The organism is Gordonia polyisoprenivorans (assembly GCF_017654315.1).
Taxonomy (GTDB): domain Bacteria; phylum Actinomycetota; class Actinomycetes; order Mycobacteriales; family Mycobacteriaceae; genus Gordonia; species Gordonia polyisoprenivorans_A.
Window position 1 is genome coordinate 3,961,848 of sequence record NZ_CP072203.1, and the last position, 15,521, is coordinate 3,977,368.

Sequence of the window (15,521 nt, forward strand, 5' to 3'; positions counted from 1 at the left end):
TCAGCTGACCGGCGGATTGATCACCGGCGCCTGAATCATCCCGGCTTGGACTGTCCAGTGCTCGGCGATGGCCTTGTACTGACCGTTGTCGATGAGATACTGCAGCGCCTTCTGCATGGCTGGCCCCAACGACGATCCCTTCTGCACGGCCCACCCGTAAGGTTCGGATTCCGCAACCCCGCCCGCCAACGCCAACTTTCCGTTGGATCGGGCGATCGCGTACGCGGTCACCGGAGAGTCAGCGGACATGGCATCAACCTTGCTCAACAGGAGCGCGTTGGTTGCCTGATCCTGACTATCGAACTTGACAATCTCAATCGCGTCCTTACCTGCATCGGTGCACGCCTTGCTTTTTGCGGGCAGTTCAGTATCGGCTTCGACCGTGTGAGACTGGACCGCAACCTTCTTGCCGCAAGCGTTATTCGGATCGATGGCTTCGCCCGTTCGCTGCGCCCATTGGATGCCCGCGCTGAAGTAACTCACGAAGTCGACCTGCTGTAGTCGCTCGGGATTCACAGTGAACGAAGACATACCCACGTCATAGGTCCCCGCAACGATCGACGGGATGATCTTGTCGAACTGCGCCTCGATGTATTGCTGTGGTTACCCCCGTTTGCCGGACATCGGTTAAGCGGCTTCGGTAGCCGCCTGGTCAATCATGTTGCGTTCGAATGTCACCGGGTCAAGGTAGCCCAGCGAGCTGTGTCGTCTCCTGCGGTTGTACACCTGATCGATCCAGCGGGACACCGCGACGATGGCCTCCAGGTGAGTGTCGAACTCCCGTCGATCGTAGAACTCGGTCTTCAACGTCGACCAGAAACTTTCCTGCTGAGCGTTGTCCCAACACACCCCGGTCCTGCCCACTGAGAGCCGCACTTTCAGGTCGTCAGCGACCTGCGCCATCTGCTCAGAGGTGTACTGACAGCCCCTGTCGGCATGGAAAATGACCTGATCGGTCGACCCGGTTTCCGGCTCGCGAAACATCACCGCATTCCGCAACGCCGTGTCCACAATATCAGTGTGCAGAGTATCAGAGAATGCGTAGCCAAGTACCCGACGCGAACACCCATCCCGCACCACGCACAAATACAACCAACCGCCACTCGTTGTACGTAAATACGTGATATCAGACGTCCACACCGTATTCAACACTCCGCGATCGAACTCACGACCCACCAGATCCGGTATCACATGCGGATTCTGATCCGCGATCGTCGTCACAGGAGTCCACGGACGCGGACTGATACCAGCAATACCATTGGAACGCATCAACTTAGCCACAGTCTTCGTAGACACCACCTCGCCGGAATCCCGCAGATCAGCGGTAATCCGCGGCGCGCGCGTACACCTGATCCGACTGCTCATGGACTCGCACAATCTTTTCCACCAACTCCTGCCGCCGTACCTGACGTGCCGACGGCCCAGCCTCCTGCCGCTCACGCCATTCATAAAAACCCGACCGCGACACCCCCAACAATTCAACACTACGTACAACAGGGAAGGTGGCCTTCTCCGCGTCGATTATCTCGTACGCTTGTTCTGCTGCGAATTCTCCGCCGCGAAGAAGGCTGCCGCAGTTTTTAAGAAATCCCGATCCATCCGCAACTCGGCAACCTCCCGACGCAAACGCTCCAACTCGGCACGCTCATCGGCATCGACCGCCGGCGGAGGATCATCCATCCGCGACCGCTCAATGGCCACCCACCGACCCAGCAACTGCTCACCCACACCGACCTCCCGCGCGACCTCCGCGATCGTGCGACCAGTATCGATCACCAAGTGCGCAGCCTCACGCCGATACTTCGGCGTGTAACTCTTCCGCTTCGCTCCCATCACTCCATCCTCTCCCGCCAGCCTCACACTGGCCATCAAGATGTCCGGGAAACGGGGTCAACCCCATTGCGGTTTCAGCCCGAGAACCTTGGTTACAGCGTCCATCAAGTCAACGTCGAAACCAATGATGTTGCCGCTGCTGTCCTTGAACTCGTTGGGCGAATATGGCACGTTCACCCCAACCTTGAGTTCGCCGCTGCTCCGAACGCCCTCGGGTAGGAGCGCAGCGATCGCCTCGTTCTTGGCGACTTGCACATTGGTAGGGCTGATGTCGGCACCCAGCGTGGCGGTGTCGTTGTCATCGTTCGAGCAGCCCGCCACCACAAGGGCGATCACCCCCACGAGCAACATGAAGATCCCGGCAGACGTCGTAGGCTGCCGAACGATCGGAGATCGCGCATCACAACTATCCCTTCGCGCCTCGGAATCACGCTCCGGGGCAGGTCGGCCGATCAGAAGACAGGGCTGTCCCCCGCCGTCTGAACTTACTTCCGCGGAGCTGCTTTCACCGGTTGGTTACGAGAGATTAACCGCTTCGGCCTTGCCGACTCAGACGATCGAGCACCGCACGGCCGACGTCGGCCGTGGTGGCCGTACCGCCGAGGTCCGGTGTCCTGGCACCGGCGGCGACGCTGTCACCCACGGCGGTGTCGATGGCCGTGGCGGCCGCGAGCAGCCGACTGTCGTCGTGGCGGGTTCCCCACCATCGCAACGCCATCGCGGCGGAGGCGATGATCGCGATCGGGTCGGCCACACCGCGTCCGGCGATGTCGGGGGCTGCGCCATGCGAGGCCTGCGCCATCACGACCGTGTCGGAGCAGTTGACCGAGCCCGCGGTACCCAGCGATCCGGCGAGTTCGCCCGCGAGATCGGACAGGATGTCGCCGAACAGGTTCTCGGTCACGATGACGTCGAAATCGCCGGGCCGGCGAACCAGCAGGGCCGCCATGGCGTCGACGTGTTTGTCGTCCACCACGAGGCCCGGGTACTGCTCGGCGACCTCCCGACACACGTCCCGGAAGAGCCCGGTGGTCAATCGCAGCACGTTCGCCTTGTGCACGATGGTGAGCCGACCCGAGCGTTCGCGCGCGAGTCGGCACGCCTGATGCGCGATCCGTTCGGTCGCCGCACGCGAGATCACCCCCACGGCGAGTGCGACGTCGGGGGTGGGCATGAACTCGCCCGACCCGACCGTCATGTTGCGATCGGCGTAGAGGCCCTCGGAATTCTCCCGGACGATGACGACATCGAGGTCCGGCGCGAGCGCGCCGACGCCGGGGATCGCCCGGCACGGTCGCAGGTTGGCGTAGAGCCCGAATCTCTTGCGGATGATCGCGCCGGGGGTGAGGTCTGCGGCGAACCGCGCCGGGTAGCCGGCCGAGTCGTGTGGGCCGAGGATCCAGATGTCGAGATCCTCGAGCGCCGCGAGCGTCTCGTCGGGGACCGGACACCCGTGTGTCTCGATCGCTGTCAGGCCGAGCGGCAGTGAGACCCAATCGAATTCGACGCCGACGAGCTGACCCGCCGCGGAGACGACGTCCCTGGCGACGGGGACGATCTCCGGTCCGATTCCGTCGCCGTCCATGACACCGATGCGTTGTCGCGTCCTCGTTGTGTTCATCGGCCCGAGCGTATCGGGCCGCACCGGAGGCGAACCCACGTGCGTTGCGCACCGATCCACGCCTGCTGTTGACACCGCGTGTGACGTGCCTCATTCTCTTAACCGAATCTGATTCGTTTAATCCACCGCAGATCTCACCGCTTGCGAAAAGAGCACTCCCATGACCCGACAACCGGCGACCCCACCGATTGCCACTCCGCCCGGACCGGCGCGCCCCGAGGGCCTCGACAGCCCACCACCACCGGAGATCGGCCTGAAACAGAATGCCCTCGGCGCACCCGCCATCGCCTTCATGGTGATCGCGGCGGCCGCACCACTGACGGTGATGGCAGGCGTCGCCCCCTTGGCACTGTCCATCGGCGGGGCCGGCGCACCGGTCGCGTACCTGGTTGCCGGTGCCGCGTTCGCGATCTTCGCCGTGGCCTTCATGGCGATGACCAGGGCAACCGGCGGAAAGGGAGCGTTCTACTCCTACATCACGCTCGGCCTCGGCCGATCCGTCGGACTCGGATGCGGGCTGTTGGCCGTCGTCGCCTACAACGCCCTGCAGATCGGCGTCTACGGCTTGATGGCCATCCAGACCCAGGACGCGATCACCCGCCTGTTCGGCATCACCATCGAGTGGCCCTATCTCGCACTCGCCGCGATCGCGATCGTCTGGTACGTCGGTCGCCGCGGAATCGACGTCGGGGCGAAATTCCTCGGGGTGCTGCTCTCCCTGGAAACCGGAATCCTGCTGGTATTGGCGTTCGCCGTGCTGGCGCAGGGCGGCGCGCATGGGATCGGCTTCGACTCCTTCCATCCGTCCGCGGTGTTCGCTCCCGGCATGGGCGGCATCCTCGCCTTCGCCTTCGCCGCGTTCATGGGATTCGAGTCCACTGCGCTCTACCGTTCGGAGGCGCGCGACCCCGATCGGACCATCCCCCGGGCGACGTACTGGGCGGTCGGCTTCATGGCCATCGCGTATTGCTTCATCGTCTGGTCGATGGTGCAGGCCTTCGGTGCTCGCGAGGTCCAGGCCGCGGCCACCGATGACGTTGCGGGACTGTTCTTCTCCGCGATGACCCACTACGTCGGGACGTGGGCCACCGACGTCATGTCGGTCCTCATCGTCACCAGTGCGCTGGCCTCGCAGATCGCTTTCCACAACGCGATCACCCGCTACACCTATTCACTGGCCCGCGACGGCGTGCTGCCCGCCTACCTCGACCGCACACACCCGGTGTTCCGGTCGCCGGCGCGCGCCGGTGCACTGCAAACCGTCATCGCCGCAATCGTCGTGGGCGCCTTCGCCATCGCCGGCGCCGACCCCTACTACCGTCTCCTACTCCTGGTGAACACCCCCGGAGTGGTCGGAATCATTGCGCTGCAACTGATCACCGCGATCGCCGTGGTGGCCTACTTCGCGCGCAAACGCCTCGTTCGAGTCGAACGGGTCGCCGTCATCGCCGGAATGGTCAGCATCGGGGTACTCGGTGTGGCGCTGGCGGTCCTGATCTCGAAGATCAACCTGCTCACCAATGCCGATGCCACCACCAACACCTGGCTGGTCGGCCTCGTCGGTGCCGTGCTGCTCGCGGGAATCGCGGTGGCCCAATACTTCCGGCTGCGACGACCAAGGATCTTCGACCGCATCGGCGGTCTGTACGACGACCCCCATGCCGATACCGAACGCTGACCACACCGAGGAGATCACCGAATGAGCCCGGCAGACACCGCCCTGTTCGCCCGCACCATCCACACCCTGCGCACCGGCGCACCCGTCGAGGCGCTCGCCGTCCGGGACGGCCGGGTCACCGCCGTCGGCGACGCGCGCTCGATCAAGTCCGAGATCGGTGGCGCCACCGAGGTCATCGACCTCGGTGACGCAACCCTGACGCCCGGACTGATCGACGGACACATTCATCCGGTGCTCGGCTTGAAGATGACCGCCGGACACGACCTTTCGTCGGTGACGACCATCGACGAACTCGTCGTCGCGTTGCGCGCCGCACCCCGCAACGACGGGTGGGTGCTCGGCTGGGGGCTCGATCCCAACGTCTTCGGCGACCACCTGATCACCCATGCGCCGATCGTCGAGGCACTCGGTGACGATGTCCCCGTGTTCATCTATCTCTTCGACGCGCACTCGGCGCTCGCGAGTCCGGCCGCGTTGCACGCGGCGGGAGTTCACGGGCCGCGCCCCTTTGCGGGCAACGCCGAGATCGTTTGCACCGACGGGATTCCCACCGGACATCTACTCGAGCTCGAAGCCGTCGAGCTCGTTGACGGCGCCCTACCGAACGAACCGGCGACTGCTCGTCGTCGGCGCCTACACGAGGTGCTGACCGCCATGGCGCAGTCCGGGATCACCTCGGGCAACGCCATGGACTTCGAGGCGGACAGCGGAGAACTCGTTGCCGCCCTCGAGGACTCGGGAGATCTACCGATCCGGTTGCGGTTCGCACCGTTCTGTATGCCCGGCACCGATCGCGCACAGCTCGACCACATCGTCGAGTTGCAGAGGCACGGCGGGCGGCGATGGCGGGTCGACGGGGTGAAGTTCATGATCGACGGCACCATCGACGGCGGGACCGCGTGGCTCGAACACGCCGACGCACACGGCGAATCGACCGCGCCGCTGTGGCCCGATCCGGCCGAGTATCGCGAAGCCGTCCGTTATCTCGCCGCACGTGGGGTACCGACGGTGACCCATGCCATCGGCGACGCGGGTATCCGATATGCCCTCGACACCCTCGCCGACACCCCGGCGACACCCACCGGCGTCCGGCACCGGATCGAGCACATCGAAACCCTGCCCGACGATCTCGTGTCGCGGTTCGCTGCGACCGGCGTCGTCGCCAGCATGCAGCCCAACCACTGCACCCTCTACACGCGTGGCGATCAGAGCGACAACTGGTCGGTCCGGCTCGGTACCGAGCGCGCGAACCGGGCGTTCCGCACCCGCGACATCCGCGACTCGGGGGCACTGTTGGCGCTCGGATCGGATTGGCCGGTGGCACCGTTCGACCCGCGCAAGATCCTCGCCGACGCGCAGTTGCGGCGCCGCGCAGGCCATCTCGACGAGATTCCGGTGTGCCCGGAGCAGGGGCTGACCGCCTCGATGGCCTTGGAGGGATACACCTCTCACGCCGCCCGCGCCCAGGGATCTGCCGACGCCGGCTGGATCGGGGTCGGCGCCCGCGCCGATTTCACCGCATTCGCCGTCGACCCGTTGACCGCCCCACCCGACGAGCTGGCCGACGCTCCCGTCGTCGCGACGATGGTCGACGGACGGTTCGTGTTCCGAGCATGATCGGTTCGCGCCGGGCGACGATGTCCTAGGCTGACGTCGTGCCCCGACCGACCTCGCCGCTCCTCGACCGCGACTCGATCGCTCGCGCCGCGCTCGCCGAGCTCGACGCGAAGGAGACCTTCACCATGCCCGGGCTGGCCAAACGGCTGGGCGTGGCGGTCTCCTCGCTTTATCACCACGTCTCCGGACGAGAAGAGGTACTCGAGCTCGTGCGCGGCACCATCGCGGTGGCGATGGCCGACGACGTCGACTGGTCCGGCGGCTGGCGTGGAGCGGTCACCACGTGGGTACGGACCTACCGGGACGCCTTCGGAGCGCATCCGGCGCTGGTGCGAGCGCTCACCGGGCAGACGGTCGAAGCTCCGGCGATCCTGAACAGCTACGACCACCTCGCGCAGTGCCTCGTCGCCGCAGGATTCGCCGACACGGAAATCCTGCACCTCATCACGCTCCTCGACACCTTCGCGCTCGGCTCGGCACTCGACGCCGCGGCACCGGCGACGGTGTGGTCAGTCGAGTCCCTCGCCGCCGACAGTGCGCTCGCCAGAGCGGTCGCCGCCGCCCCGAGCGGACGCCAACGCGCCGATGCCGCCTTCGATTTCGGGCTCGGCCTGTTACTCGACGCGCTGGAACGCCGGCTGCTCCGGTAAACGCCTCGACGCACCCATGTCACTCGACGCGTTGCTTGACCACGCACGATCCGGAGTCGAAGTGCGCGCAGACGTCTTCGGCGTCGGTGCGTGAGCTGGTGGGGCGGGCCACCACGTAGCGACTGCCCGATCCGAGCATCTCACCGGGCAGGATCAACGAGCCGTAGTGGTTGTCGCGGGCTTGTTCGGCCCGCCGATAGCTGCCGAACGCGCCGAACTGCGCGTACCAGACGGTGTCGGCGACCGGTGGCACCGGTAGCGATGGGGTCGGGGCGTCGCTCGCCTCGCTGTCCGCCGGTGTGGTGTCGTCGGTGGTGGTCTCGGTCGGTGTGGCCGACTCGGTCGTCGTCTGTGTCACCACGACCGTCGGAGTCGTCGATGCGGCGGCCGTACCCGAACCCGTATTCCACTGTCCCCCGGACAGTTTGAGGCCCACGATGACCGCAGCGACGACGATCAGGCCGACGACACAACCCACCACGACCGGAACCACCCACGGCGGTCGGGTCGGGCGTCGGTCGTCATGCATGCGCTACTCGTGATCGTCGGTTGCTCAGGATCGTCGGTTGCTCAGGATCGTCGGAGGGTGATCGTCAGTGCGCGGCGTCATCCCACGACCGGCCGTAGCCGACCGACACCTCCAACGGCACCGACAGCGTGATGGCGTTGCCCATCTCCTCGCGGACCACGGTCTCGACCTGATCGCGTTCGCCGTCGGCGACCTCGATGACCAGTTCGTCGTGCACCTGCAGCAACATCCGCGAGCGCAACTCCTCGGCGGTGAGCCGCTTGTGGACGTTGATCATCGCGACCTTGATGATGTCGGCGGCGGTGCCCTGGATGGGCGCGTTGAGCGCCATGCGTTCGGCTGCCTGTCGGCGCTGCCAGTTGTCGCTGTTCAGATCGGGGAGATAGCGTCGGCGGCCGAACAATGTTGCGGTGTACTCGTTTCGGCGCGCCTCGGCGACGACATTGTGCAGGTAGTCACGGACCCCACCGAACCGGGCGAAGTAGGCCTCCATCTGTTCCTTGGCCTCGTCGCGGCTGATCCGCAGCTGCGCTGCGAGCCCGAAAGCGCTGAGGCCGTAGGCAAGTCCGTACGACATGGCCTTGACGCGGTGGCGCATCTCGGTGGTCACCTCGTCGATCAGCACGCCGAACGCGCGGGACCCGACGAAGTTGTGGAGATCCTCGCCGGTGTTGAACGCCTCGATCAGCCCCGCGTCCTCGGACAGGTGCGCCATGATGCGCATCTCGATCTGGCTGTAGTCGGCGGTCATCAGACAGTCGAACGGCGTCCCGTCCTCGGCGCGGCCGACGACGAAGCCGTGACGGATCTCGCGGCCGGCCTCGGTGCGCACCGGAATGTTCTGCAGATTCGGTTCGGTCGACGACAGTCGTCCGGTGGCCGCGACGGTCTGGTTGAAGGTTGTGTGGATCCGGCCGTCGTCGGCGACGGATTTCAGCAGCCCATCGACGGTCACCTTCAGCCGGGTGGCATCGCGATGCTCGAGCAGATGCGCGAGAAACGGATGCTCGGTCTTCTCGTACAACGTCTGCAGGGCGTCGGCGTCGGTGGTGTAGCCGGTCTTGGTCTTCTTGGTCTTGGGCATTTCGAGCTTGTCGAACAGCACCGTCTGCAGCTGTTTGGGCGACCCGAGATTGATCTGCTCCCCGATGACCTCGTAGGCCGCTTCTGCGGCGGCGCGGATGCGCTCGGAGAAGCCTTCCTCCAGGGTGCCGAAGTGATCGACGTCGACCGCGATGCCTGCGGCCTCCAGATCCGACAGGACGAACAGCAGCGGCAGTTCCATGTCGGTCAGCAGGGGCCGCGAGTCGATGCGATCGAGTTCGGTGTCGAGGGTGTCGGCGAGTTCGGCGACCGCACGCGCCTCGAGCATGTGCTGCTCGGCCTGCTGGGCCAACCCACCGTCCTCGTCGAGCAGCGAGAGCTGATCGTTTCCTGCGCCGTCGTCGGCGCGCAGCTCTCGACGCAGGTAACGCAAGGCCAGATCGTCGAGGTTGAACGAGCGTTGGCCGGGGCGCACCAGATAGGCGGCCAGCGCGGTGTCGCTGGTGACGCCGCGCAGCGTCCAACCGCGGGAGCGCAGCGCGTGGATCGCCCACTTGGTCTCGTGCAGGGCCTTGGGCGTGTCCGGGTCGGCCAGCCAGCCACCGAGGGCCTTCTCGTCGGCCGGATCGAGCTGGGTGATGTCGACATATGCCGACACGCCGTCCGCGGCGGCCAGGGCGATCCCGGTGATGTCGGCACCGACGACGGTATGTGGCGCGGTCACGGTCAGCCCGGTGCGCCCGGTGCGTGCGTGATCGTCGAGCCAGCCTGCGATCTGTCCGGCCGCCAGCACCGAACCGTCGAGATCGAAGCCCGCCTCCGCCTCCGGCTCGACCGAGCTGAGCGTGGAGAACAACCGATCCCTTAGCACCCGGAACTCGAGGTCGTCGAACAACTGGTGGATGCGGTCACGGTCCCAGCCGACCCGGGCCAGATCGTCAGGCCCGGCAGGCAGTTGCATGTCGCGAATGAGTTCGGTGAGTTGACGATTCGTCTGTACCGACGCGAGATTGGCCCGCAACGCGTCGCCGACCTTGCCCTTGACCTGATCGACGTGATCGACGAGAGAGGCCAGTGAACCGTATTCGCGAATCCACTTCGATGCCGTCTTCTCCCCCACGCCCGGGATACCCGGGAGGTTGTCGCTCGGATCGCCGCGCAGCGCCGCGTAGTCGGGGTACTGCGACGGCGTCAGCCCGTACTTCTTCTCGACCTCTTCCGGGGTGAATCGGGTCAGGTCGGAGACACCCTTGCGCGGGTAGAGGACGGTCACCGAATCGTCGACCAGCTGCAGCGAGTCACGGTCACCGGTGACGACGAGGACCTTGAAGCCCTGTGCCTCGGCCTGGGTGGCGAGCGTGGCGATGATGTCATCGGCCTCGTAGCCGTCGATGGCGAACACCTGGATTCCGAGCGCATCGAGGACTTCCTTGGTGACGTCGACCTGACCGTTGAACTCGTCCGGCGACTTCGACCGCTGCGCCTTGTACTCCGGGTACATCTCCGAACGGAAAGTCCTCCGGGAGACGTCGAACGCTGCGGCGATATGCGTCGGCTCCTCGTCGCGCAGCAGGTTGATGAGCATCGAGGTGAAGCCGTACACCGCATTGGTGTGCTGACCGGTCTCGGTCTTGAAGTTCTCGGCCGGTAACGCGAAGAACGCCCGGTAGGCCAGAGAATGCCCGTCGAGGAGCATCAGCGTCGGCTGGGTGCTGGCCTTGGTCTTGCCGCGGGTGGCGGTCGAACTCTGTGCGGGACTCACCCGGACGAGTCTAGTGGCGACCCCTGACAGACCTTCGCCGCCCGCAACCACCGGCCGAACCCGTCGAGGCGGTCATCCCTTGCGGAACATCGGCCACACCGACGGGCCGCCGGGAAGCCGTACCTCGCGCACCACCTCGAACCCGAAGCGCTCGTACAGCGGGATGTTGGCGACGTTGGAACTCTCGAGGTACGCCGGTCCGTCGACGCGTGCGATCCCGGCCTCGAGCAGGGCGGTGCCGATGCCCTCACCATGCCGGATCGCGCCGAGCTGCCCGAGGTACCAGTGCGGTTCCTCGGGTCGCAGCCTCGCGAAGGTCGACTCGACCACCGCACCGCGGCGAATTCCCGTCCGTAGCGAGCGGACGAACCCGGGAAGCGCACGGATCTCGTCAAGACGCGACACCCGGTACCCGGGCGGATCCCACACCGCGACGCCGACCGGCTCCCCGGCACGTATCGCGAGGTCCGGTGCCACGCCGCTGCGGTGCGTCCACCGGACCAGGGTGCGGAACATCTGCACGTCGCCGCGCGGATCCGGCGTGATCCACCGTGTGACCGGATCATCGGCAAAAGCTTGCGCCAGAAGCGAACTGGTCACATCGAGATCGCGAGTGGGAACAATCGTCGTGTCGGCCATATCCCCGACTCTACGTGCGAGGCCGAGAACGAACCGGCCTCAGGCGACGCCGAGGTAGGCCTCGCGCACGGCGTCGTCGACGAGTAGATCCTTACCTGCCCCCTCCTTGGTGATCGACCCGGTTTCGAGGATGTAGCCGCGATCGGATCGGCTCAGTGCCTGCTGCGCATTCTGTTCGACCAGCAGGATCGTCGTGCCCTCGCTGTTGATCTGTGCAATGATCCGGAAGATCTGCTGGATCACCATGGGCGCCAGCCCCATCGACGGCTCGTCGAGCAGGAGCAGCTTGGGTCGCGCCATCAGCGCACGCCCGATGGCCAGCATCTGCTGCTCACCACCGGACATCGTTCCGCCGAACTGTTTTCGGCGTTCACCGAGCCGGGGAAACACCTCGAACACATGCTCCAGGGCCTCGTTGTAGGCCGTCTTGTTCTCGAATTTCCGCCCGTAACAACCCATGTCGAGGTTCTCGAGGACCGTCATCCCCGGGAAGATGCGTCGACCCTCCGGCACCTGGATGATGCCGCGTTTGACCCGCTCATGCGGTGCGAGGCGGGTTATCGACTCTCCGTTGAAGCGGATGTCGCCCCGCGTCAACTTGTTCAGCCCGGAGATCCCGCGCATCGTCGTCGACTTGCCCGCACCGTTGGCACCGAGCAGCGTCACCAGTTCGCCCGCCTCGACCCGCAGCGAGATGCCGTGCAGCGCCTGGATGCGTCCGTAGTGGATGACGACGTCGGTGAGTTCGAGAACCGGCGGTACCGACAACGATGTCCCTGACGCCGACTGCTCCGACTCTCGCGGTTCCGACTCTCGCGGTTCCGACTCTCGTGCTGCTGACTCTCGTGCTGCAAACTCGTGCGGCTCAGACATGTTCGTCGATCTGGTCATCGGGTACCCCCAGGTAGGCGGCGATCACCGCCGGATTGTCGCGGACGTCTTTGGGTGCCCCCTCGGCGATCTTGCGGCCGAACTCGAGCACCACGATCCGGTCGGTGACGCCCATGACCAGTCGCATGTCGTGTTCGATGAGCAGGATGGTGTACCCGTCCTGTCGGATCTTTTCGATCAGGCCCATCAGTGCGGTCTTCTCGCTGGGGTTGAAGCCGGCGGCCGGTTCGTCGAGACACAGGAGTTTCGGTTCGGTGGCCAGTGCTCGCGCGATCTCGAGTCGACGCTGATCGCCGTAGGGCAGGTTGGATGCCTTCTCCGCGGCACGCGGACCGATCCCGACGAACTCGAGCAGCGCCATCCCGCGATCCACGGCATCACGCTCTTCCCGGTAATGCCGGGGCGTCCGCAGGATGCCGCCGAACACCGAGGTCTTGTGGCGCGCATCGGTGCCCACGCAGACGTTCTCCAGTGCCGTCATCTCTCCCCAGAGCCGGACGTTCTGGAAGGTGCGGGCAATACCTCGGCGAGTGATCTTGTGCTGCTTGAGCTTTCCCAGCGGCGCATTGTCGAAGGTGACCGTCCCGCGGGTGGGTCGATACACCCCGGTGATCGCGTTGAAGCAGGTCGTCTTGCCCGCTCCGTTCGGTCCGATGAGGCCGAGGATCTCACCGCGGCGGATCTCGAAACTGACGTCGTCCAGGGCGGCCAACCCGCCGAATTCGACGGTCAGTCCCTCCACCTTGAGCAGGGTTTCACCCTCGTCCACCGCGATGTCGCGTTGCGGTGCAACGGCTTCGGCGACCGCTGCGGGATCGGCCAGATCCGGGTCGATGTCGGCCGGATTGACCAGGGTGGTCGCCTCGGGGTCGGCGCGCACCTCGGCGATCTGCTTGGTGAGGTCCGGTGCACCGGATGCCGGGTTCGGCTCGTCGGGCGTGCGGTGACTCATGCGGCCGCCTCCTCGCTCGACGGCGCCGGTTTGGGGGTGCGTCGGATAGCGGCGTACACCTGGCGTCCGAACGTGATCAGTCGGGCGCGTGCCGGGAACAGACCCTGTGGACGGAAGATCATGAGCGTCACGAGGGCGATCCCGAAGAACAGATACTTGTACTCGCTCAACGCTTCTCCACCCACCGAGATGCCCTGCACGCGGGCGGGTAGGTAGATGATGATGAACGCACCGGCGATCACGCCGAGCTTGTTGCCCTGGCCACCGAGGACCACAGCACACAGGAACAGCATCGAGTTGATGACGGTGAATGCCGTGGGGTCGACATACTGCACCTGCCCGGCGTAGAACGCCCCGGACAGACCGCCGATCCCGGCACCGATGACGAACGCCCACAGTTTGTACTTGAAGGTCGGTACGCCCATGATCTCGGCGGCGTCCTCGTCCTCGCGAATGGCCACCCAGGAGCGACCGACCCGGCTGCGTTCGAGGTTGCCGATGACGATGAGCACGATGATCACCGCGACGATGCCGAACCAGTACCACCACACGCCGTAGTTGAGCGACGAGGTGTTGTTGGCGGTGGAGAACACACCGCCGGGGCTGTCGGCGGACCGGCCGATCTCCGGGTAGAGCACGCTCTGCAAGCCGGTGGCGCCGTTGGTGACGTCGGTGAGGTTGTCGGCGAGCAACCGCACGATCTCACCGAAGCCGAGGGTCACGATCGCGAGGTAGTCGCCGCGCACGCGCAGCGTCGGGGTACCCAGGATGACACCGGTGATACCGGTGATGATGATCGCGAGCGGCACACACGCCAGCCATGCCCACGGGCCGGAGAAGAATCCGTGGTCGGTGCTGCCCCACAACGGGCTCGACGGGCTGGTCATCAAAGCGACGACGTAGGCGCCGACGGCGTAGAACCCGACGTAGCCGAGGTCGAGGAGACCGGTCTGCCCGACCACGACGTTGAGGCCGATGGCGATCAGGGCGGTCATCGCGAAGGTCGCCATCACCACCCCGAAGTTGGTGGCGGTTGTGGTGATCAGCGGTGGATTGATGACGGGAAGCAGCGCGATCAGGATGATCAGCGGAACCCCGACGAGCCACTGCATGACCCGCGGTAAGCCGTCCCACCAGGTGCGGATGGCATCGCCCAGTCCATGACGTTCCGGCGACGTGAGCAGTGTCGGTGCTGTCGTCATACCCTCGCCTTTCCGAGCTTCTCTCCCAGGATGCCCGTCGGACGGAACATGAGCACCAGGATCAGCAAGGCGAAGGCCACCACGTCCTTCCACTGGTTGCCGAACACCACCGACCCGTAGTTCTCCATCACCCCGAGCAGCAGGCCGCCGAGGAGTGCGCCGCGGACGTTGCCGATGCCACCGAGTACCGCGGCGCAGAACGCTTTGATGCCCAGGATGAATCCGCCGTTGAAGATGATCCCGTTCGGCACACGCAGGGTGTAGAGCAATGCTGCGGCGCCGGCGAGCAGGCCGCCGATCAAGAACGTGATGAGGATGATTCGCTCACGTGAAACCCCCATGAGCAGGGCCGCATCCGGGTCCTGGGCCACCGACCGGATACCGCGCCCCAACCGTGTCCGGTTGATCATGAAATCGGTGCCGAGCGCCAACACGATCGCCGACAGGATGATCACCATCGTCAGATTGGTGACCGGCGCACCGAAGATGGTGAACTCCTCGACGGCCTGGGCCAACCGGATCGTCGGCTGTGCGCTGGAGCCGCCGAGCGGCGGGTCCACCGGCACCTTGGGCAGCACGTAATGCACGAACTCCTGGAGCACGAACGACATGCCGATGGCGGTGATGAGGAAAGCCAGCGGTTTGGCATTGCGGCGTCGCAGTGGTCGATAGGCGACGAACTCCAGCCCCACGGCGGCGCCGCCGGCCACGACCATGCCGCACAGTCCCGCGAGCGCGAGATACACCACAGTCATCAATGTGCCCTCGGCGTAGACGTTGCCCGACGGACTGAAACCCATGATGAGCAGGCCGATATAGGTGCCGAACATGCCGAGCATGAACACCTCGGAATGCGCGAAGTTGATCAGTCTCAATACGCCGTAGACCAGTGTGTAACCCACTGCGACAAGCGCATATACCGATCCGTAGGTCAATCCCTCGATGGTCAGACCCCAGAAACCGTCAACGAGCGAGTGGACGTCGAAGCCGATCGTCGACGCCACGTCGGTGGTGGTCTGGGCCGCCGCGAAGAGTGTGCTCACGTTTCCTCCCCTTCAGCCGGATGAGAGCAGCAACATGCGGTGCGCCCGGACCACCGGACG

The 15,521-nt window shown here is 65.4% G+C and carries 12 protein-coding genes and 2 pseudogenes; 3 read left to right on the top strand and 11 right to left on the bottom strand.

Annotated features, from left to right (window positions below):
- From J6U32_RS17860 to J6U32_RS17875, 4 genes and pseudogenes are all read right to left on the bottom strand, one after another.
- Positions 1 to 597: pseudogene (locus J6U32_RS17860) on the bottom strand (transporter substrate-binding domain-containing protein); the annotation flags it as partial.
- A 30-nt stretch (positions 598 to 627) separates the two neighbouring features.
- Positions 628 to 1,833 (bottom strand): annotated as a pseudogene (locus J6U32_RS17865) (IS3 family transposase).
- A gap of 57 nt (positions 1,834 to 1,890) precedes the next feature.
- Positions 1,891 to 2,184 (bottom strand): transporter substrate-binding domain-containing protein, encoded by a 294-nt coding sequence (locus J6U32_RS17870; protein ID WP_244332094.1) that lies wholly within the window; start codon positions 2,182 to 2,184, stop codon positions 1,891 to 1,893.
- A 175-nt stretch (positions 2,185 to 2,359) separates the two neighbouring features.
- On the bottom strand, positions 2,360 to 3,454 hold the full coding sequence (locus J6U32_RS17875; RefSeq protein WP_208791499.1) for an isocitrate/isopropylmalate dehydrogenase family protein: 1,095 nt from the start codon (positions 3,452 to 3,454) through the stop codon (positions 2,360 to 2,362).
- Between the two features lie 160 nt (positions 3,455 to 3,614).
- Between J6U32_RS17875 and J6U32_RS17880 the strand changes: the two genes are divergently transcribed.
- Genes J6U32_RS17880 through J6U32_RS17890 form a run of 3 tightly spaced genes read left to right on the top strand, consistent with a single transcriptional unit; the run spans position 3,615 to position 7,399 of the window.
- Positions 3,615 to 5,132 (top strand): APC family permease, encoded by a 1,518-nt coding sequence (locus J6U32_RS17880; protein ID WP_208791500.1) that lies wholly within the window; start codon positions 3,615 to 3,617, stop codon positions 5,130 to 5,132.
- A 21-nt stretch (positions 5,133 to 5,153) separates the two neighbouring features.
- Positions 5,154 to 6,749 (top strand): amidohydrolase, encoded by a 1,596-nt coding sequence (locus tag J6U32_RS17885; protein WP_208791501.1) that lies wholly within the window; start codon positions 5,154 to 5,156, stop codon positions 6,747 to 6,749.
- Positions 6,750 to 6,787: 38 nt separating this feature from the next.
- Entirely contained in the window at positions 6,788 to 7,399 is a 612-nt protein-coding gene (locus J6U32_RS17890; RefSeq protein WP_208791502.1) for a TetR/AcrR family transcriptional regulator C-terminal domain-containing protein, read from the top strand.
- A gap of 19 nt (positions 7,400 to 7,418) precedes the next feature.
- Here the strand turns inward: J6U32_RS17890 and J6U32_RS17895 are convergent, their stop codons facing one another.
- From J6U32_RS17895 to J6U32_RS17925, 7 genes are all read right to left on the bottom strand, one after another.
- On the bottom strand, positions 7,419 to 7,928 hold the full coding sequence (locus tag J6U32_RS17895; RefSeq protein WP_208791503.1) for a hypothetical protein: 510 nt from the start codon (positions 7,926 to 7,928) through the stop codon (positions 7,419 to 7,421).
- A 64-nt stretch (positions 7,929 to 7,992) separates the two neighbouring features.
- A complete protein-coding gene (polA, locus tag J6U32_RS17900; RefSeq protein WP_208791504.1) occupies positions 7,993 to 10,734 on the bottom strand; it encodes a DNA polymerase I in 2,742 nt (913 codons plus the stop codon).
- 72 nt (positions 10,735 to 10,806) lie between these two features.
- Complete coding sequence (locus J6U32_RS17905; RefSeq protein ID WP_208791505.1) at positions 10,807 to 11,373, bottom strand: GNAT family N-acetyltransferase; 567 nt, start codon at positions 11,371 to 11,373, stop codon at positions 10,807 to 10,809.
- A 39-nt stretch (positions 11,374 to 11,412) separates the two neighbouring features.
- On the bottom strand, positions 11,413 to 12,141 hold the full coding sequence (locus J6U32_RS17910; RefSeq protein ID WP_208791506.1) for an ABC transporter ATP-binding protein: 729 nt from the start codon (positions 12,139 to 12,141) through the stop codon (positions 11,413 to 11,415).
- A 97-nt stretch (positions 12,142 to 12,238) separates the two neighbouring features.
- The gene (locus J6U32_RS17915; protein ID WP_244332096.1) at positions 12,239 to 13,216 is read right to left on the bottom strand and encodes an ABC transporter ATP-binding protein; all 978 of its coding nucleotides are present in this window, start codon (positions 13,214 to 13,216) and stop codon (positions 12,239 to 12,241) included.
- Positions 13,213 to 14,418 carry a branched-chain amino acid ABC transporter permease gene (locus J6U32_RS17920; RefSeq protein ID WP_208791507.1) on the bottom strand — a complete coding sequence of 402 codons (1,206 nt, stop codon included), beginning with the start codon at positions 14,416 to 14,418 and terminating at the stop codon, positions 13,213 to 13,215. Before J6U32_RS17920 ends, J6U32_RS17915 begins: the two co-directional genes overlap by 4 nt.
- Positions 14,415 to 15,461 carry a branched-chain amino acid ABC transporter permease gene (locus J6U32_RS17925; RefSeq protein ID WP_208791508.1) on the bottom strand — a complete coding sequence of 349 codons (1,047 nt, stop codon included), beginning with the start codon at positions 15,459 to 15,461 and terminating at the stop codon, positions 14,415 to 14,417. The genes J6U32_RS17920 and J6U32_RS17925 overlap by 4 nt, the downstream gene beginning before the upstream one ends.
- Positions 15,462 to 15,521: the final 60 nt, after the last annotated feature.